This is a genomic window from Pseudonocardia sp. GCM10023141 (assembly GCF_042653605.1).
Genome location: NZ_JBHSIR010000069.1, coordinates 1 through 17,506, shown reverse-complemented (window position 1 = coordinate 17,506; position 17,506 = coordinate 1). Strand labels below are relative to the sequence as shown.

Sequence of the window (17,506 nt, the reverse complement as noted above, 5' to 3'; positions counted from 1 at the left end):
TCGCTTACACGTTCGGGGGAACGCCACCATGACCTGTCCCGTCGCCCGCAACTACCCCTTCGCCGAACCCGAGGCGCTCGAGTTCGACCCGCTCTACACCGAGCTCCTGCGCGAGGAGCCCGTGTCGCGGGTGCGGCTGCCCTACGGCGGGGAGGCCTGGCTCGCCACCCGCTTCGAGGACGTGCGCACCGTGCTGGCCGACCCGCGGTTCAGCCGCGCGGCCACCGTGGGGGCCGACGTGCCGCGCGTGCGTCCCGAGATCGACCACATGGAGTCGTCGATCCTGAACATGGACCCGCCCCACCACACCCGCCTGCGCAAGCTCGTGGCCAAGGCGTTCACGGCACGGCGGATCGAGGAGTTGCGCCCCCGCGCCGCGGAGCTCACCAAGGAGATGCTGGCGGGGATGCGCGCCGAGGGACCCGGCGCCGACCTCGTGGCACACCTGTCGATGCCGCTGCCCGTCACGATCATCTGCGAGCTGCTCGGCGTGCCCGTCGCCGATCGCGAGATCTTCCGGGCCGGCGCGGACGCCGCGCTCTCGGCCACGTCGATGACGGCACAGGACCGCGAGCGCGCCCGCGGCGAGATGATCGCCTACATGGCACGCCTCGTGGCGCAGCGCCGGGCCGAGCCCACCGACGACCTGCTCGGCGCGATGGTGGCCGCGCGCGACGAGGGCGACCGGCTCACGGAGGCCGAGCTGATCAGCCTCGCGATCGGCATCCTCATCGCCGGGCACGAGACCACGATGAACCAGATCAGCAACATGACCTACACGCTGCTCAACCGGCCCGACCGCGGCGCGGCGCTGCGCGGGGATCCCGAGGCGGTGGCCAGGGCCGTCGAGGAGCTGCTGCGGTTCACCCCGCTCGGCGCGTCGGCCGGGTTCCCGCGCATCGCGATGGAGGACATCGAGCTCTCCGGCGTGACGGTGCAGGCAGGCGAGTCGGTGATCGTGTCGGTGCACGCCGCCAACCGCGACCCCGGCGTCTTCGCCGACGCCGACACGCTCGTGCTCGACCGCCCGGCCGGCCACCACGTCGCGTTCGGGCACGGCGCCCACCACTGCCTCGGCGCGCAGCTCGCGCGGATGGAGCTGCAGGAGGCGCTCAGCGCGCTGCTGCGCGAGTTCCCCGACCTGCGGCTCGCCGTGCCTGCGCAGGACGTGCCGTGGCGCACCGGGGCGCTCGTCCGCGGGCCGCGCGAGCTGCCCCTGACCTGGGGTGACGCCGATGCCTGACCGCTGGGGCGTCGAGGTCGACGCCCCGAGCTGCCTGGGCTCGGGCATCTGCACGTCGATGGCGGCGGGCCGGTTCGCGCTCGACGACAAGGGCCGCTCGCACCCTGTCGACGGTCAGATCGACGCGGACCCAGCGGTGATCGACGCGGCGGAATCCTGCCCAGCCGAGGCGATCATCGTCACGGACCTGGCGACCGGCACGGTACTGGCCGGCCCCGAGTGACCGTCGAGAACGACGTTGCCATGATCAACAGGGCCATTCGATCATGACAACGTCGTTCTCGACGGGTCCTCAGCGCTGGATGTGGGCCTGGACGCTGTGGCCGTCGGGCGAGAGCCAGCCCTTGCGCTGGGCGTAGCCGATCATGGCCTCCCAGCGCTGTGGCCAGTCCGGCGCATCGACGAGGAGCTGGGCGCGGGAGCGCAGCACCCCGACGTCGAGCCACACGGACTCGGCATCGGCGGGCGTCCCCGATCCCGTCTCCGCGAGCGCCTTGGCCAGTGCCTCGACATCGAGATCGGTCTCCACATGCAGGCGGGTGCAGTCGTCAGCGTCCAGGACGACGGCGCCTGCGGCCGCGATTCGCACGATCATCTCCCGATATTAGGGTCGCCGGGTGCGGGTCATCGGGTTGATGTCGGGAACGTCCTACGACGCCGTCGACGCGGCGGCCGCCGACCTGCACCTCGACGGCACCACGCTCGTGCTGCGCCCGCTCGGCGCGATCGGCGTGCCGCACCCCGCCGACCTGCGCGATCGCATCGCCGCGGTGCTGCCACCGGCGGCCGTCACCGCAGCGGCACTGTGCCGCCTCGACACCGAGATCGGGCAGGTCTTCGCCGAGGTCGCCGCCCGCGCCGTCGGCGAGCTGTGCGGCGGCCGGGCAGACCTCGTCGTCTCGCACGGCCAGACGATCTTCCACTGGGTGGATGCGGGGCAGGTGCGCGGCACCCTGCAGATCGGCCAGCCCGCCTGGATCGCCGAGCGCACCGGGCTGCCGGTGGTGGCCGACCTGCGCGCCCGCGACGTCGCGGCGAGCGGCCAGGGCGCGCCACTGGTCAGCGCCGTCGACGCACTGCTGCTCGCCGGCCGTCCCGGCACCCCGGCCGCGCTGAACCTGGGCGGCATCGCCAACATCACCGTGGTGCCGGCAGCCGGTCCACCGCTGGCCTTCGACACCGGACCCGCCAACGCGCTGATCGACGCCGTGGTGACCGACCGCACCGGCGCCGCCTTCGACGCGGGCGGGACGCTGGCAGCGCGGGGCCGGGTGCTGCCCGACCTGCTGGAGCGGCTGCTCGCCGACCCCTACTACGCGGCGGCCCCGCCGAAGACCACCGGCAAGGAGCACTTCCACCTGCCCTACCTGCACGCGGTGCTGGACGGCACCGAGCCGCGCACCGACGACCTCCTCGCCACCCTCACCGCGCTGACGGCACGCACGGTCGCGGACGCGATCGCACCCCATGGCGTGACGGAGCTGATCGCGGCGGGCGGCGGCACCCGCAACCCCACGCTCATGGCCGCCCTCGACGCCGCCATCGGCCCCGCGACGCTGCGCATCTCCGACGAGCTGGGCCTGCCGGCCGCCGCCAAGGAGGCCTACGCCTTCGCGCTGCTGGGCTTCCTCACCGCGCACGGGCTGCCCGCGACGCTGCCGTCGTGCACGGGAGCGCGGGGTCCTCGGGTGCTGGGTGCGGTGGTGCCCGGCCGCACCGGTTTCCCGCGCACCGCGGACGTGACGCAACCGCCGCAGACCTTGCGCATCGAGGTGGTCGACGGGCCAGGATGACGGCATGGCCGACACCTCCTCGCCCACCCCGCCACCGCTGCCGAAGGCGACGGACCTGACCGTCGAGCAGAAGGCAGCCCTCTCCATCGGGGCCGGCACCTGGACCACCACGGCGATCCCCGAGCACGGCGTCGAGTCGATCACCGTGGCCGACGGGCCGCACGGCCTGCGTGTCCCGCTGCCGGGCGACCTGCTCGAGATGACGGGCGCGGAGCCTGCCACCTGCTTCCCGACGGCGTCGGCGCTCGGGTCGTCCTGGGATCCGGAGCTGGCGCACGAGGTGGCCGTGGCCATCGCCGACGAGGCGCGCGCTCTCGACGTCGCGGTGGTGCTGGGGCCGGGCGTCAACATCAAGCGCTCCCCGCTGTGCGGGCGCAACTTCGAGTACCTCTCGGAGGATCCCCACCACGCCGGGCGGATGGCCGCGCCGATGGTCGCCGGCCTGCAGTCACGCGACGTCGGTGCGTCGCTCAAGCACTTCGCGGCCAACAACCAGGAGTCCGACCGGATGCGCGTGAGCGCCGACGTCGACGCGCGCACGCTGCGGGAGATCTACCTGCCCGCGTTCGAGCACGTCGTCACCACCCAGCAGCCGTGGACGGTGATGTGTTCCTACAACAAGGTCAACGGCACCTACGCGTCAGAGCACCACTGGCTGCTCACCGACGTGCTGCGCGGCGAGTGGGGCTTCGACGGCCTCGTCGTGTCCGACTGGGGTGCCGTGCACGACCGCGCCGCGGCGCTGGCCGCCGGGCTGGACCTGGAGATGCCGCCGGACCTCGGGGTGAGCGACCGCCGCGTCGTCGAGGGCGTGCGCGACGGCAGCGTCGAGGAGTCGGTGCTCGACGCCACGGCCGCCCGCGTGCTGGACCTGGTCGGCCGGGCCCGTCACCGCGCCCCGGCCGAGCAGAGCATCGCCGAGCTCACCGACGCCCACCACGCGCTCGCCCGCCGCGCCGCCGCCGAGAGCGCGGTACTGCTGGTGAACAACGGCGACCTGCTGCCGCTGGCCGACCGGCCGGGCAGGCGCGTCGCGGTGATCGGCGAGTTCGCCCGCACCCCCCGGTACCAGGGCGCGGGCAGCTCCCGCGTCTCCCCCACCCGTCTCGACTCACCGCTCGACGAGCTGGACGCGGCGCTGCCGGCATCGACGGTGCGCTTCGCGCCGGGCTTCGCGATCGACGCAGCCGGCTCCGAGGCCGACCCCGCCGACCTGGTCGCCGACGCGCTGAACGCCGCGGAGAACGCCGACGTCGTCGTCGCGTTCCTGGGGCTGCCCGGCTCGGCCGAGTCCGAGGGCTACGACCGGGACCACATCGACCTGCCCGCCGACCAGACCGACCTGCTCGCCCTGCTGGCGGGCACCGGCGTGCCGATCGTGGTGGTGCTGGCCAACGGGTCGGCCGTGCGCATCGCCCCCTGGCAGCACCACGCCACGGCGATCCTGGAGTGCTGGCTGTCCGGGCAGGCAGCGGGTGGGGCGATCGCCGACGTGCTCACGGGCGCCGTCGCCCCGACGGGACGGCTGGCCGAGACGATCCCGCTGCGGCTGGAGGACAACCCGTCGTACCTGAACTTCCCCGGCGAGGACGGCCACGTCCGCTACGGCGAGGGCGTGTTCGTCGGCTACCGCGGCTACGACGCCCTCGACCGCGAGGTGTCGTTCCCGTTCGGGCACGGGCTCACCTACACGTCGTTCGCGTACTCGGGGCTCGCGGTGCACACCGCGGGCTCGCACGACAGCGGCGATCTCGCGATCACCGTCAGCTGCAGGATCACCAACACCGGTGCCCGCGACGGCCGCGAGGTGGTGCAGCTCTACGTCGGCGACCCGGAGTCGTCGGTGGCACGGCCGCCGCGCGAGCTCAAGGGGTTCGCCAAGCCGTCGCTGCGGGCCGGTGAGTCGCAGGAGATCACGTTCACGCTCACCGCGCGCGACCTGTCCTACTGGTCCGAGCGCGACGGGGGCTGGCGGCTCGAGGGCGGCGAGTTCGAGATCGCGGTGGGGGCGTCGTCGCGGGACCTGCGGCAGCGGCGCCTGATCACGGTGGCCGCGACACCGCCGATGCGGCCGCTGGACCGGATGTCGACGGTGCAGGAGTGCTTCGCGCAGCCCCGGGCCGCGGCGCAGCTGCTCGCGGTGGCGGCCGCGGCCTACGGGGTCGAGCCGGGCACGCTCGCGGCGAACCCCGGGCTGCTGCGCGAGGTGGCGGACATGCCGATCTCGGTGCTCGCCCTGTTCGCCGGGGGCGGCATCACCCACGAGATGGTGGAGCAGATCACGGGCGGCTGACGACCGCGCGGGCCACCGCGAGCAGGTCCGGCACCCCCGGGTGGGTCGGCGGATCGGTCCAGGCGAGCTGCACCGGGATCCCTGCGACGCCCACCAGCGGCACGTAGGCGACACCGGGGAACGGGTGCAGCTCGGGCGTCGCCGCCGCGGTGACGCCCACGCCGCGCCCGTCGGCGATGGTGATCAGCCACTCGTCGAGCGAGGTGACGACGACGGTGTCCGGTCGCTGCCGGGGCGGCCACAGCGCCGCGGTGGTGGTGCCGGTGGCGCGGTCGACCACCACCGGGTGGTCGGCGAGGTCGGCGAGCGTGACGTCGCGGCGGCGCGCGAGCGGGTCGCCCGCCGGCACAGCGGCCAGCCGCGGCTCCACGTGCAGCAGCGCGCTCTGCAGCCCGGGTGGCACCGCGCCGCGCAGCAGCACGGCGTCGACGCGGCCCTCCTCGAGGCCCGCCGTGCGGTCGGTGCCGCGCACCAGCTCCAGCCCGACGTCCGGGTGCGCCTCGCGCCAGCGTTGCAGCAGCGCGGCCGTGCGATCACCGAGCGCCGACCACACCCAGCCCAGGCGCAGCGGCCAGACACCCAGCCGGGACGGGTCCAGCGCGTCGTCCACCGCGGCGAGCGCCGTGCGGGCCCGCGCCCGGAACGCCAGCCCGGCCGCGGTCAGCTCGAGGTGGTGGGTGGAGCGATCGATCAGGCGCAGGCCCAGGTGCTGCTCGAGCTGGCGCAGCGTGCGGGAGAGCGCGGGCTGCCCGAGGTGCAGGCGCGCGGCGGCGCGGGTGATGCTGCCGTCCTCGGCGATGGCGAGGAAGCAGCGCAGGTGACGCAGCTCGATGGTCATGTCCGGCAAGCATAACCGCCGCTGGATAGGCATTTCCGATGCCGATCGACCGCTCGTAGCGTCGCTCCCGTGACCGACGTGCTGCCCGTTCCCGACACCGCTGCCGGCACCCGCCAGGCAGGTGCCGTGACGATGGCGCTGAGCGGCCAGCTGTGCCTGCACGCCGGCGCCGCCCTCGCGACCGTGCTGATCCCGATGATCGGCGGGCCCGCCACCGTCGGGCTGCGGCTGGGCCTCTCGGCAGTGGTGCTGCTGGCGGTGTGCCGCCCGGCGCTGCGCGGCCGCACCCGTGCCGACTGGGCAGTGGTCATCGCGTTCGGCGCGACGCTCGCGGCCATGAACATGCTGTTCTACGAGGCGATCTCCCGGGTGCCGCTGGGTGCCGCCGTCACGATCGAGTTCCTCGGCCCGCTGGTGCTGTCGGTGGTGGCGGCCCGCGGCGCGGCGCGCTGGCTGTGGGCGGCGCTCGCGCTGGGCGGCGTCGCGCTGCTGGGGCGCGACGGCATCGGCGGGATCAACCTCGTCGGTGGTGCGTTCGCGCTCGCGGCCGGGGCGCTGTGGGCGGCCTACATCGTGCTGTCGCAGCGCACGGGCGGCCGCTTCGCGAGGCTCGACGGGCTGGCGCTCGCGATGGTGGTGGCCACGGCGATCAGCGTGCCGATCGGGCTCGTCACGGCCGGTCCCGGGGTGTTCTCCCCCGCCGTGCTCGGGATGGGAGCGGCCGTCGCGCTGCTGTCGTCGTTGATCCCGTACGTCTTCGAGCTGACGGCACTGCGACGGCTGCGCGCGGCGAGCTTCGCGATCCTGATGAGCCTGGCGCCCGCACTCGCCGCCGTCGCCGGGTTCGTCCTGTTGGGACAGCGGCTCGACCCGCTCGAAGGGGTGGCGATCGCGCTGGTCGTCGCCGCCAGCGTGGGGGCCGTCCGCGCACGCGCGTAGCGTCCGCGAGGTGGTCGACACAGCGACGGTCGGACCCCGCCAGCGGGGTGTCACGGTGGTGCGGGTGCTCATCCTGATCACCGGTTTCACCAGTGTGGTCAACGGGTTGCTCGAGCAGAACCCCGAGTCCGAGACCTCGACACGGGTGTTCGGCTGGTTCCTCGTCGTGCTCGGGCTGGTGTGCTGGTGGCTGGTGTGGCGGCTGCGCCGTCCCGGCGGCCGGGTGCTGCTGCTGGTGCTGCTCGGCGTGCTCGTCGCCGTGCGGATCTACCAGATGATCCGCTTCGCCACGTTCCTGCCGGCCACCGGGCTGATCCTGCCGGTGCTGGTGTTCCTGCGGATGCGCAGCGGCCCGGTGCGGGCCTGGCTCGACCCGCTGACCGTGCGCGGCACCGCGATGCGGATCCCGGCCCCGCCGCGCACGGGTCTCGCCCGGCTCGGCGCCGTCGGGATCACCGCCGTGCTGCTGTTCGTGATCAGCGCGGCGGCCACGGCCGTCGCGCTGTGGCCCTAGGAGCGCATGCGATCGGGCCGTGGATCACGCGGCGCTGAGAACCACCGGCTCCGCCGCGCCCAACCATCAAGGTGGTGGAGTGGCGGGGCGTGGGGCGGGCGCATGATCGGGCTGCGCCAGGTCGGCGGGAGGGCGCACAACACCCACCCGGCGCGCGAGCCGCACACCACGGCCCTGGCGAGGGCGATGTGGTGCGGTTGGGTGCGGCAGGCTCTCGCGTTGCAGGAAGGCCACCGTCGCGTGGGGCTTGCAGGAAAGCCACTTTCCCGCAACGTCGCTGCGGCAGAGTGGCTGTCCGGAGAATCCCCATCCGAACGCGGCCTACCAGCGGGACCTACCGGGAAACGCACCCGACACCCCCGCGCCGGCCCCGTTGCGAGAGCCCGCCGCGCCGGGCGAGTGATCAACGCCCACCGGTTCCGGTTGGATCATGAGCCAGTGCGCGCTCGACCACCGGCACGAAGATCAACGCCCACTGGGTCATGGTCAACACCGAACCAGTGGGCGTTGATCACCCCAGCCGCACCGCAGCGCCGTCCCGAGGACCGCGGGGTGCGGCTCGTCCGCGCCGGGTGACTGTTGTGCCCTCCTGTTGATCTGCCCGCCCGGCGCGGGCGCCCTGAAGCCGGGGCACGCCCCCCATCCGCAACCGACGTCCCGGTTCTCATCCTTCATGGCGGCCGAGGGCCATGACGGACTTTCCTGCAATGCGTACCCCGCGGGGCCGCCCCCGCCGCCCCTCAGCCCCGCCGATCCGCCTGCTTGCGCAGCTCCGCCCGGGCCAGCGCGTTCTTGTGCACCTCGTCGGGCCCGTCGGCGAAGCGGAGCGTCCGGATCCCGGCGAACCAGTTGGCCAGCGGGAAGTCCTGGCTCAGCCCGCCGGCGCCGTGGGTCTGGATGGCCTTGTCGAGGATCCACTCCACCGCGGCCGGGGTGGCGATCTTGATCGCCTGGATCTCGGTGTGAGCGCCCTTGTTGCCGACGGTGTCCATCAGCCATGCCGTCTTGAGCACCAGCAGCCGCAGCTGCTCCACCTTCACCCGGGACTCGGCGATCCACTCCCGGATCACGCCCTGCTCGGCGAGCGGCTTGCCGAACGCCACCCGGTCCGACGCCCGCGCGCACATGTACTCGATCGCCCGCTCGGCCACGCCGATCGCCCGCATGCAGTGGTGGATGCGGCCGGGACCCAGCCGCGCCTGCGCGATCGCGAACCCGTCGCCCTCGCCGCCGATCAGGTTCTCCACCGGCACGCGGACGTCGGTGAACTCGATCTCAGCGTGCCCGCCGTGGCTGTGGTCGTCGTAGCCGAGGACGCGCATGCCGCGCTTGATGTTCACCCCCGGCGCGTCCCGCGGCACGAGGATCATGCTCTGCTGCTGGTGGCGGGCCGCCTCGGGATCGGTCTTGCCCATGACGATGAAGATCGCGGCTTCCGGGTTCATCGCGCCGGTGATCCACCACTTGCGGCCGTTGATCACGTAGTCGCTGCCGTCGCGCACGATCCGCGTGCCGATGTTCGTGGCGTCCGAGGAGGCGACGTCGGGCTCGGTCATCGCGAACGACGACCGGATCTCACCGGCCAGCAGCGGGTCCAGCCACTCCTTGCGCTGCGCGTCGGTGCCGAACTGCGCCAGCACCTCCATGTTGCCGGTGTCGGGCGCGGCGCAGTTCATCGCTACCGGGGCGAGCTCGATGCTGCGCCCGCTGATCTCCGAGAGCGTCGCGTACTGCAGGTTCGTCAGCCCGGCCCCGTGCTCGCCCGGCAGGAACAGGTTCCACAGCCCGCGGCTGCGCGCCTCCGCACGCAGCTCACCGATCACCGGCGCCGTGGAGAACGCCCACGGGTTGGGCAGCGCGGCGAGCTGCTCCTCGTAGACCGACTCGGCCGGGTAGACGAACTCGTCCATGAAGCCGAGGAGCTTCTCGCGGTACGCCTCGGCCGTGCTGTCGATCGCGAAGTCCATGGCTCTCCCTCGGTATCAGCATCAGATGTTCGCTCCACAAGCTCCGCTCAGCCCCGCGCCGCGTCGACACGGCGCTTGAGCTTGCGCATGCCGCCGAGCCACCGGTCGGTGCTCGCGGCCTTGAACGAGTAGTAGTCCCGCACCTTCTCGTGCGGCAGGATCAGAAAACGATCATCGTGCAGCGCGTCCCAGACCACCTCGGCGACCTGCTCGGGTTCGAGCTCGCCGTCGTGGCTGATCATGTCGCGCATGACGCCGGTGGAGTCCAGCATCTGCGTGCGCACCCCCTGCGGGCACAGGCACTGCGCCACCACCCCGTCGTCGCCGTAGGTCACCGCCAGCCATTCGGCGAACGCGACCGCGGCGTGCTTCGTGACCGAGTACGGCGCGGAGCCGATCTGCGTGAGCAGGCCCGCCGCCGACGCCGTGACGACGAACCGGCCGCCACCGCGCTCCACCCAGCCCGGCACGAGCAGCCGCGCCGCACGCACGTGGGCCAGCACGTTCACCTCGAGCGCGCGGGCCCACTGCGCCTCGGTGGTCTCCAGCAGCCCGCCGCCCCCGCCGATCCCGGCATTGGCGAAGAAGATGTCGATCGTGCCCAGCTCCGCGGTGGCCGCCTCGACCAGCGCGGCGACGCCGGCCTCGGTCGCCGCATCACCCGGCACCGCGACCCCGCCGATGACCGCGGCGACCTCCGCGGCCGCGCCCGCGTCGAGGTCGTTGACGACGACACGGGCACCACCGGCGGCCATCCGCGTGGCGATCGCCCGGCCGATGCCGTTGCCACCGCCCGTGACGACCACGCCCCGGCCGTCCACACCGGCACCGTCCATCACACGCCCCCGGTGAGCAGCGCGCCGCCGTCGATGGTGAGGACCTGCCCGGTGATCCAGCTCGATTCGGCCGACAGCAGGAACGCCACCGCCCCTGCGACGTCGTCGGGCACGCCGAGCCTGCCCATCGGGTAGCCCTTCGCGACCTCGTCCTCCTTGCCCTCGTACAGGGCGGTCGCGAACTTCGTCTTGACGACCGCGGGGGCCACCGCGTTCACGCGGACCGCAGGGGCGAGCTCGACGGCCAGCTCCGTGGTCAGGTAGGACAGCAGTGCCTTGCTGGCGCCGTACATCCCGATCCCCGGGGCGGGGCGCAGCGCGGCGACGGACGAGATGTTCACGACGCTGCCGCCGTGCTCCCCCATCCAGGCCCGGTGCGCCTGCTGCACCCAGGACAGCGCCGACAGGCTGTTCACCTCGATGATCTTGCGGGCCGCCGCCATGTCGAGGTCGATGATCGGTCCGTACACCGGGTTGATGCCGGTGTTGTTCACCAGCATGTCGACGCTGCCGAACGCGGCGATCGCCTGCTTGACCGCATCGGCCTGGTGCTCGACGTCGTCGCCCTTGCCCGGCACCCCGATCGCGTGCTCCGGCCCGCCCAGCGCCGCAACGGCCTCGGCGAGCGCGTCCGGCTTGCGGGCCGTGATGCAGACCTTGGCGCCCTCGGCGACCAGCCGCTCGGCGATGCTCAGCCCGATCCCGCGGCTGGCTCCGGTCACGATCGCGACGCGGTCCTCGAACCTCGAACCCACAAGTCCTCCTCGGCGGCATCCCGGGCGGTCGACATGCCGCACCGTCGACATTGACTAAGCGCTCGCTTAGAGTTGTCCGGACAGCCCTGCACCGTCAATACCGTCCCGCCATCGTGAGGCCTCTTGTGACACAGAGCACGGCAGCGAGCTCGTCTGTCCGCGGCGCCCGATCCGACGACGCTCGGCGCAGGTTGATCGACGCCGCGATCGATGCCTTCGCCACGAAGGGGTTCCACGGTACGACCACGCGCGACATCGCGTCGGCCGCCGGGATGAGTCCCGCCGCGCTCTACGTGCACTACCGGTCCAAGGAGGAACTGCTGCACCGGATCTCGAAGACCGGCCACGAGGCCACGCTGCAGCTGGTGCGAGACAGCGTGGCCACCTCCACCGACCCGGTCGAACAGCTGACGGAGCTCGTGCGGCAGTTCACGATGTCGCACGCGCGCGGCAGCACCAGCGCCCGCATCGTCAACTACGAGATGGCGGCGCTGAACCCCGAGCACCGGGCCGAGATCCGCGCGATCCGGCGCTCCATCGACGCGGCGTTGCGCAGCGTGCTCGACGCCGGACTGGCGAGCGGGGCGTTCCACACCCCCGACACCCACCTGACGGCCGCCGCGCTGCTGTCGCTGGGCATCGACATCGCCCGCTGGTACCGCGCCGACGGCGACTGGACGCCGGAGCAGATCGCCGAGCACTACTGCATGATGGCGCTGCGCATCGTCGGCGCCGCCTGAATATCGAGAAAAGCTGCCTCAAAGCCCAGCAGCAAATATTCGACAAATGCACATCGAATCAATTTGCTGATTGCCGGAGCGCTCTCTGCATTGCAGCCGCCGAGGGAGTACGGATCGCCGATCCCCAGCGGCGAACACCGTCTTTCCGGGCACCGTTCGGCCGCCCGCAGCACATTCGGTCCGAGAGTCAGGCACACCCGGCTCGCCGCATCGCTGCGCCAGGAGGGCAAGACAGACGTCGCCGTGGTGCCGGCCGGCGCGCAGGCCACCGGGGCCGGTGACGGCGCCCACGGCCAGGCCCGGTCGGTCACCTGCCCGGTCTCGTACTGGGCCAACGCGTTCTCGGGAAATACGGCCAGACAACTGCAACGGCCTTACCTCGAGGTGGCACTACGGGCTGCTGGCGAACGGATCCCTGTACGACGCCGCCGTCCAGCTCAACGATTTCTACAACCCGCAGGGGTGGACCCGCAACCACGTCGTCACCAACGAACTCGGCCACGCACTCGGGCTGGGTCACAACATGTGGAGCGGCGATCTGAGGTATCCCTACTCCCACATGAGAGAGGAGATCGGCGGCGAGAACGCGAGCCTGCTGGCGGCCATCCACTCCGTCGATCGCTGACGGTCGATCGCTGACGGTCGATCGCTGACGGTCGCAACGCGCGCGGGACACCCCGGCGGCCCAACCGCCGTGACGCACAGCCACGGCGCGGCGGCGTCGGTTGCTCAATCGGTTGTGCTGCACCTCCCCGCCTGCTCAGGGACCGGCAGGTGCGCTATACCAGTCACCTTCGCTTTACGTGCCTGGCGACGAGGAGACGAGCATGGGTCCGGTTGGCATGACCGTCCTCGCGGTCGACGACGAGGAGCATGCGCTCGCCGAGCTCGCCTACCTGCTGGGTGAGGACGAGGGCGTCGAGACGGTGCTCACGGCGTCCGACGCCACCGAGACGCTGCGGATCCTCAACGACCGCCAGGGCCACGCTCCCGGCGTCGACGCCGTGTTCCTCGACATCCGCATGCCGGGGCTGGACGGCCTGGAGCTCGCCAAGGTGTTCTCCAACATGGCCGAGCCGCCCCCGGTCGTGTTCGTGACCGCGCACGAGGACCGTGCCGTCGACGCCTACGAGGTGGGTGCGGTCGACTACCTGCTCAAACCGCTGCGCTGGGAGCGGCTCGTCGCCGCGTTGAACCGGATCCGCGCCACGAAGGCGCTCAACGAGGAGCAGGCCGCCGCAGACCCCACCGCCACCGAGGAGATCATCCCGATCGAGCTGGCGGGCATCACGAAGCTCGTGCCCCGGTCGGACGTGCGGTTCGTGGAGGCGCAGGGCGACTACGCCCGGCTGCACACCCGGGAGGGCAGCCACCTGGTGCGCATCCCGCTCGCCGTGCTCGAGGAGCGCTGGCAGGACGCCGGTTTCGTGCGCATCCACCGCTCGTACGTCGTCGCGTTGCCACTGGTCACGGCCATGCGGCAGGGCGGATCGGGCCACACCGTCACCGTCGGGCGCGGCGGCGAGGCCGTGGACCTGCCGGTCAGCCGCCGCCATGTCCGGGAGGTGCGCCAGCGGCTGCGCGGCACCTGGCGCGACGAGGGCTGAGCGGAAGGCGCTCACCTGCCCGCGGTCACCGCCGCCCCCACGCCGAGATCATGGGAGAGGTGGCGAGATCGGGCACTCGCCCGGCCCGCAGGTTGGCACGGTGCAGGTCGAGCTCGGCGGTGGTGGCGATGCCGGCGGCGACCAGTCGGTCGGCGACCTGGTCGACGGTAGCCAGCTCCAGCACCGTTGCCGCCGGTGCGGTGATCGGGAAGTACGCGTCGGCACCGACATCGACCAGGCCCGCCGCCCGCAGCAGGCGGGGCAGCGTCCGACCGAAGGCCAGGTCGGCGTCGCGGGCGGCGAGCAGCTCGCGGAAACCACGCCGGAGCCGGTTCGCGAGCTCCTGCTCCGGCCCGAACTCGTCGGGGCACAGCAGCGGCTGCAGCACCGGGTCGGCGTCCTCGACGAGCAGCACGCCGCCCGGGCGCAGCGCCGTCACCATCGACGCGAGCGCCTGCTCCCGCCGCGGCAGGTGCACGAGCACCAGCCGGGCGTGGACCAGGTCGAACCCGCCGGCCGGGGGAGGATCGGCCGCGACGTCGTGGCGCAGGACCTCGAAGCCCTTCCCCTCCGGGAGCCAGGAGACGTCGATGTCGCTGGCGACGACCCGGCCCGTCGGCCCGACCCGGTCGGCGAGGCGGCGGCTGACGTCGGGTCCGCCCGCGCCGACCTCCCACACCCGCCATCCCGCGGTCAGCCCGACCGCGTCGAAATGGCGGAAGGTGGAGGCGTCGAACAGCTCCGACAACGCCTGCAAGCGCGTTCCCGCGGCAGCCTGCGCGTTGTCGAGGAGGTAGCCGTCCCCGGTCACGGGCCGGTGACCTCGCGCAGTTGCTCCGCGATGACCGCCCGGTCCTCGGGATCCGCGATCGCCGCGAGCGCGTCGGTGCAGCGGGCGACCCAGCGGTCCCGTTCGACGGCATCGCCTGCGGCGGCGTGGGCCCTGGCCATACCCTCGTAGCCGGCGGCGAGCTGCCAGTCGCCGAAGGCGCCACGCTCGATCGCCTCCAGCGCCCGGCGTGCGTACCGCAACGCGACGTCGGGCAGCCCGACCGCGCTCGCCGCCTTCGCGATCTGGTGATCGCCGAGCGCTCGGTTCTCGTCGGTGCCGACCTGGTCCCAGTGCCACGCCGACCCGAACACCGCGGCCATCAGCGCCGCGTCGCCGTCCGGCCCGCGATCGGGGCGTCCCAGCAGTTCCCAGCTCGCGGTGAAGAGCTCCACGGCGAACCGCCGATGCCACGACTCGACGTCGCCCACGTCAGCCGCTCAGCACCGAACCGTAGAGCTGCTCGAGAGCCTTCCAGTGCCGCTCCTCGGCCGTGGCGTCATACGTGGGGTTGTCGGGCACCGCGAAACCGTGTCCCGCCGGGTAGGTCTCGATGGTGTGCGCCACACCGGCCGCCGTCAGCGCCTCGTCGAGCCGCTCGAACTGCTCGGCGGGGAACGACCCGTCGTCGGTGGCACCCGCGACGTAGACGGTGGCACCGATGTGGTCGGCGCGCAGGTGCGGGCTGTCGGGGTTGTCGGTGGCGGCGAGGTTGCCACCGTGGAAGGACGCGGCCGCGGCGATCCGGTCACCGTGGTGACCGGCAGCGATCAGCGACGCCCGGCCGCCCATGCAGTAGCCGGTGGTGCCGACCTTCGTGCCGGCCACCTCCGGCCGGGACGCGAGGAAGTCCAGGAAGGCGCCGGTGTCGCTGCCGATCCGCTCTCCGGTGAGCTGCCCCATCAGCGAGAACATCCGGGTGCGCTGCTCCGGGTCGGAGAACACCGTCGCGAGGTCGAACGGCGCCCAGTCGCCCGCCCGGTAGTAGACGTCGGGCACCAGCGCGACGTAGCCCATCTCGGCGATCCGGTCGCCCATCACGCGCATCGTCTCGCGGAAGCCGCCCGCGTCGACGTAGAGGATCACCGCGGGGGCCGGGGAGCCCCCGTCCGGGACGTGCAGGGTGGCCGGACATTCGCCATCGGGGGTGGGGACGGTGACGTCGATACGTGTCATGCGGGCGAACCTACTCGCGGGGGGGCGACGGCGCGGTGAACTGTTCGCTCTGTGCTCCCGCTACGGTCGGCCGGTGTTGCTCTGGATCAACGGACCGTTCGGCGGCGGCAAGACCCAGACGTCCTTCGAGCTGCAGAGACGGGTGCCCGGCAGCGTCGTGTGCGACCCGGAGCACGTCGGGTTCGGGTTGCATCGCATGACCCCGGCCGGGCTGCGCGGCGACTTCCAGGACCTCGCGGCGTGGCGCGCCGGCGTCCACGAGGTGCTCGACATGGTGCTGCGCAAGCACGACGGACCGGTGATCGCGCCGATGACCGTCGTCCGGCTCGACTACTTCGCGCAGATCATCGGCCGGCTGCGCGCCGACGGTCACGACGTCCACCACTTCACGCTCCTCGCGCAACGGGCCACCGTGCTGCGCAGGCTGCGGGAACGGGGGCTGGGCCGCGGGATCAGATGGGAGAGCTCGGCGGTCCGGCGACTCGACGACTGCCTGGAACGCCTGCAGGCGCCGGAGTTCGCCGAGCACATCCACACCGACCACGTGCCCGTCGCGGCCGTGGCGGAGCGGATCGCGAGCACGACCGGTCTGGACATCGCACCGAACAACGACAGCAGGCTGCGGGGACGGCTGCGCCGGGCCGCCGTCGGGGTGCGCCACATCCGCTTCGACTGACGTCCAGATCCGAGGGGCAGGGACGGGCGGCCGGGGCCGGTGCCCGGCGCCGCGAGGTCACCCGGTGACAATGCCGAGATCGGCGCGGACGAGCGGTAGGGGGACTTCGTGGTGCGAGGGTTGACGGCGGCGCGGTTCGTGGGGGTCGCGCTGGTCGCGTGCGCCGTCGTCACCGGGTGCAGCGTCGCCCCGCCCGCGGTGCCCGTCCCGACGGTCAGGTCGCCCCCGGCCGCGGCCGCACCCACCACCACGGCGGGCCCCGTCGCAGTCGGGCCGTCGAAGTGCTCGACCACCGCAGCGGCCAGGTACGGCTGGGGCACGGCGACCCGCGAGTCCGACTTCCAGAACGGCCTGCCGGCAGACTGGCACCCCTACGGCCCCGAGCCCGGACACGAACGTCGCGGTCTGCGCACGCCGGCCGCGATCACCGTCGCCGACGGCATCGCCACCATCACCGGCACCAAGGACGGCACCACCGGCGCCATGAGCTGGCACCCGGGTCAGAAGTACGGGCGGTGGGAGGCGTGCGTGAAGTCCGACGCCGGCCGCGGCGGCCTCAACGCGGTGATCCTGCTGTGGCCGGTGGCCGAGGACTGGCCGGTGGGCGGGGAGATCGACTGGATGGAGATCATGGAGCCCTCCCGCCAGGAGACCGGCTTCCACCTGCACTTCGGCGCCAACAACGACCAGGACGCAGGCTCCGTGACGCACGACGCCACCCAGTGGACGGCCTGGGCGCTGGAGTGGACGCCGCAGAAGATCACCGGCTACATCGACGGCAAGCAGTGGTACTCCTCCACCGACCCGCGGACCTTCCCACCGCGCCCGATGGTCATGACCATGCAACTGGACTACTTCGGCGACGCCCCGGCCGGCACGGCGATGCACATGGACTGGGCGCGCCAGTGGGCGCTACCCGAGAGCCAACCCGCGACCCTGTCGCTCGCGCCCGGTGACCCGGCCACCGGCCAGCCACAGCTCTTCCCCAACCACGTGCCGCGAAAGCTGGGCTGACAGTTCCGGTTCGACGTTCCGGTTCGGCGCGCGTCGAAACCCGGAGGGGTCACGGGCATTCACCTTCCTCGTCGTTCCCCGACGAGCGTTCATGAAGAGGGGACTGGGCGCGCCGGCTTCACCCGGCGCGACGAATCCGCTGTACGGCTACGTCCACTGCCAGTTCCGCATCACAAACCTCCCTTCCGTATCCGAAGCCGCCACCGCCATCTGTCAGGTCCACTGCCAGTTCCGCATCACAAACCCCCTTCCGCATCCGAAGCCGCCACCGCCATCCGTCACGTCC

20 protein-coding genes are annotated in these 17,506 nt (G+C 72.5%); 11 read left to right on the top strand and 9 right to left on the bottom strand.

The features are described 5' to 3' along the window. Window positions 1-28 precede the first annotated feature (28 nt). A complete protein-coding gene (locus tag ACFPFQ_RS40950; protein WP_379628656.1) occupies window positions 29-1,243 on the top strand; it encodes a cytochrome P450 in 1,215 nt (404 codons plus the stop codon). Then, a complete protein-coding gene (locus ACFPFQ_RS40945; RefSeq protein WP_379628655.1) occupies window positions 1,236-1,466 on the top strand; it encodes a ferredoxin in 231 nt (76 codons plus the stop codon). The genes ACFPFQ_RS40950 and ACFPFQ_RS40945 overlap by 8 nt, the downstream gene beginning before the upstream one ends. A gap of 69 nt (window positions 1,467-1,535) precedes the next feature. Here the strand turns inward: ACFPFQ_RS40945 and ACFPFQ_RS40940 are convergent, their stop codons facing one another. Continuing rightward, on the bottom strand, window positions 1,536-1,838 hold the full coding sequence (locus ACFPFQ_RS40940) for a hypothetical protein (RefSeq protein WP_379628654.1): 303 nt from the start codon (window positions 1,836-1,838) through the stop codon (window positions 1,536-1,538). A 22-nt stretch (window positions 1,839-1,860) separates the two neighbouring features. Between ACFPFQ_RS40940 and ACFPFQ_RS40935 the strand changes: the two genes are divergently transcribed. Both ACFPFQ_RS40935 and ACFPFQ_RS40930 read left to right on the top strand, forming a co-directional pair. Next, on the top strand, window positions 1,861-3,036 hold the full coding sequence (locus ACFPFQ_RS40935) for an anhydro-N-acetylmuramic acid kinase (protein WP_379628653.1): 1,176 nt from the start codon (window positions 1,861-1,863) through the stop codon (window positions 3,034-3,036). 4 nt (window positions 3,037-3,040) lie between these two features. Continuing rightward, a complete protein-coding gene (locus ACFPFQ_RS40930; protein WP_379628652.1) occupies window positions 3,041-5,329 on the top strand; it encodes a glycoside hydrolase family 3 C-terminal domain-containing protein in 2,289 nt (762 codons plus the stop codon). On the opposite strand, the gene ACFPFQ_RS40925 is transcribed toward ACFPFQ_RS40930, so the two are convergent. Next, window positions 5,316-6,167, bottom strand: a complete 852-nt coding sequence (locus tag ACFPFQ_RS40925) for a LysR family transcriptional regulator (protein WP_379628651.1) — start codon at window positions 6,165-6,167, stop codon at window positions 5,316-5,318. The two genes, ACFPFQ_RS40930 and ACFPFQ_RS40925, sit on opposite strands and share 14 nt — an antisense overlap. 69 nt (window positions 6,168-6,236) lie before the next feature. Between ACFPFQ_RS40925 and ACFPFQ_RS40920 the strand changes: the two genes are divergently transcribed. Together ACFPFQ_RS40920 and ACFPFQ_RS40915 are read left to right on the top strand one after the other, a co-directional pair. Then, on the top strand, window positions 6,237-7,106 hold the full coding sequence (locus ACFPFQ_RS40920; protein WP_379628650.1) for an EamA family transporter: 870 nt from the start codon (window positions 6,237-6,239) through the stop codon (window positions 7,104-7,106). 10 nt (window positions 7,107-7,116) lie between these two features. Beyond that, complete coding sequence (locus ACFPFQ_RS40915; protein ID WP_379628649.1) at window positions 7,117-7,620, top strand: hypothetical protein; 504 nt, start codon at window positions 7,117-7,119, stop codon at window positions 7,618-7,620. 740 nt (window positions 7,621-8,360) lie between these two features. Here the strand turns inward: ACFPFQ_RS40915 and ACFPFQ_RS40910 are convergent. The 3 genes from ACFPFQ_RS40910 to ACFPFQ_RS40900 are packed head-to-tail and all read right to left on the bottom strand — an operon-like array spanning window position 8,361 to window position 11,178. Next, window positions 8,361-9,587 (bottom strand): acyl-CoA dehydrogenase family protein, encoded by a 1,227-nt coding sequence (locus ACFPFQ_RS40910; RefSeq protein ID WP_379628648.1) that lies wholly within the window; start codon window positions 9,585-9,587, stop codon window positions 8,361-8,363. Window positions 9,588-9,634: 47 nt separating this feature from the next. Beyond that, a complete protein-coding gene (locus ACFPFQ_RS40905; protein WP_379628647.1) occupies window positions 9,635-10,423 on the bottom strand; it encodes an SDR family oxidoreductase in 789 nt (262 codons plus the stop codon). Further along, window positions 10,423-11,178, bottom strand: coding sequence for an SDR family oxidoreductase (locus ACFPFQ_RS40900; RefSeq protein ID WP_379628646.1), 756 nt, complete (start codon window positions 11,176-11,178; stop codon window positions 10,423-10,425). Before ACFPFQ_RS40900 ends, ACFPFQ_RS40905 begins: the two co-directional genes overlap by 1 nt. A gap of 191 nt (window positions 11,179-11,369) precedes the next feature. Here ACFPFQ_RS40900 and ACFPFQ_RS40895 point away from each other — a divergent pair, with 191 nt between their 5' ends. Continuing rightward, window positions 11,370-11,918, top strand: coding sequence for a TetR/AcrR family transcriptional regulator (locus tag ACFPFQ_RS40895; RefSeq protein ID WP_379628645.1), 549 nt, complete (start codon window positions 11,370-11,372; stop codon window positions 11,916-11,918). On the opposite strand, the gene ACFPFQ_RS40890 is transcribed toward ACFPFQ_RS40895, so the two are convergent. Then, the gene (locus ACFPFQ_RS40890; RefSeq protein ID WP_379628644.1) at window positions 11,879-12,253 is read right to left on the bottom strand and encodes a hypothetical protein; all 375 of its coding nucleotides are present in this window, start codon (window positions 12,251-12,253) and stop codon (window positions 11,879-11,881) included. The genes ACFPFQ_RS40895 and ACFPFQ_RS40890 overlap by 40 nt on opposite strands. 492 nt (window positions 12,254-12,745) lie before the next feature. Here ACFPFQ_RS40890 and ACFPFQ_RS40885 point away from each other — a divergent pair, with 492 nt between their 5' ends. After that, complete coding sequence (locus ACFPFQ_RS40885) at window positions 12,746-13,525, top strand: LytR/AlgR family response regulator transcription factor (RefSeq protein ID WP_379628643.1); 780 nt, start codon at window positions 12,746-12,748, stop codon at window positions 13,523-13,525. 25 nt (window positions 13,526-13,550) lie between these two features. On the opposite strand, the gene ACFPFQ_RS40880 is transcribed toward ACFPFQ_RS40885, so the two are convergent. The 3 genes from ACFPFQ_RS40880 to ACFPFQ_RS40870 are packed head-to-tail and all read right to left on the bottom strand — an operon-like array spanning window position 13,551 to window position 15,530. Further along, window positions 13,551-14,336, bottom strand: a complete 786-nt coding sequence (locus ACFPFQ_RS40880; RefSeq protein ID WP_379628642.1) for a methyltransferase domain-containing protein — start codon at window positions 14,334-14,336, stop codon at window positions 13,551-13,553. Further along, window positions 14,333-14,785, bottom strand: coding sequence for a hypothetical protein (locus ACFPFQ_RS40875; RefSeq protein WP_379628641.1), 453 nt, complete (start codon window positions 14,783-14,785; stop codon window positions 14,333-14,335). Before ACFPFQ_RS40875 ends, ACFPFQ_RS40880 begins: the two co-directional genes overlap by 4 nt. 1 nt (window position 14,786) lies before the next feature. Beyond that, window positions 14,787-15,530 carry a dienelactone hydrolase family protein gene (locus ACFPFQ_RS40870; RefSeq protein WP_379628640.1) on the bottom strand — a complete coding sequence of 248 codons (744 nt, stop codon included), beginning with the start codon at window positions 15,528-15,530 and terminating at the stop codon, window positions 14,787-14,789. 73 nt (window positions 15,531-15,603) lie between these two features. On the opposite strand from ACFPFQ_RS40870, the gene ACFPFQ_RS40865 reads away from it, so the two are divergent. The 3 genes from ACFPFQ_RS40865 to ACFPFQ_RS40855 all read left to right on the top strand — a co-directional run. Then, entirely contained in the window at window positions 15,604-16,206 is a 603-nt protein-coding gene (locus ACFPFQ_RS40865; RefSeq protein WP_379628639.1) for an AAA family ATPase, read from the top strand. 108 nt (window positions 16,207-16,314) lie between these two features. Continuing rightward, a complete protein-coding gene (locus tag ACFPFQ_RS40860; RefSeq protein WP_379628638.1) occupies window positions 16,315-17,220 on the top strand; it encodes a glycoside hydrolase family 16 protein in 906 nt (301 codons plus the stop codon). Window positions 17,221-17,311: 91 nt separating this feature from the next. Next, window positions 17,312-17,506 (top strand): hypothetical protein (locus ACFPFQ_RS40855; protein ID WP_379628637.1); only part of this gene is annotated, 195 nt, incomplete at its 3' end.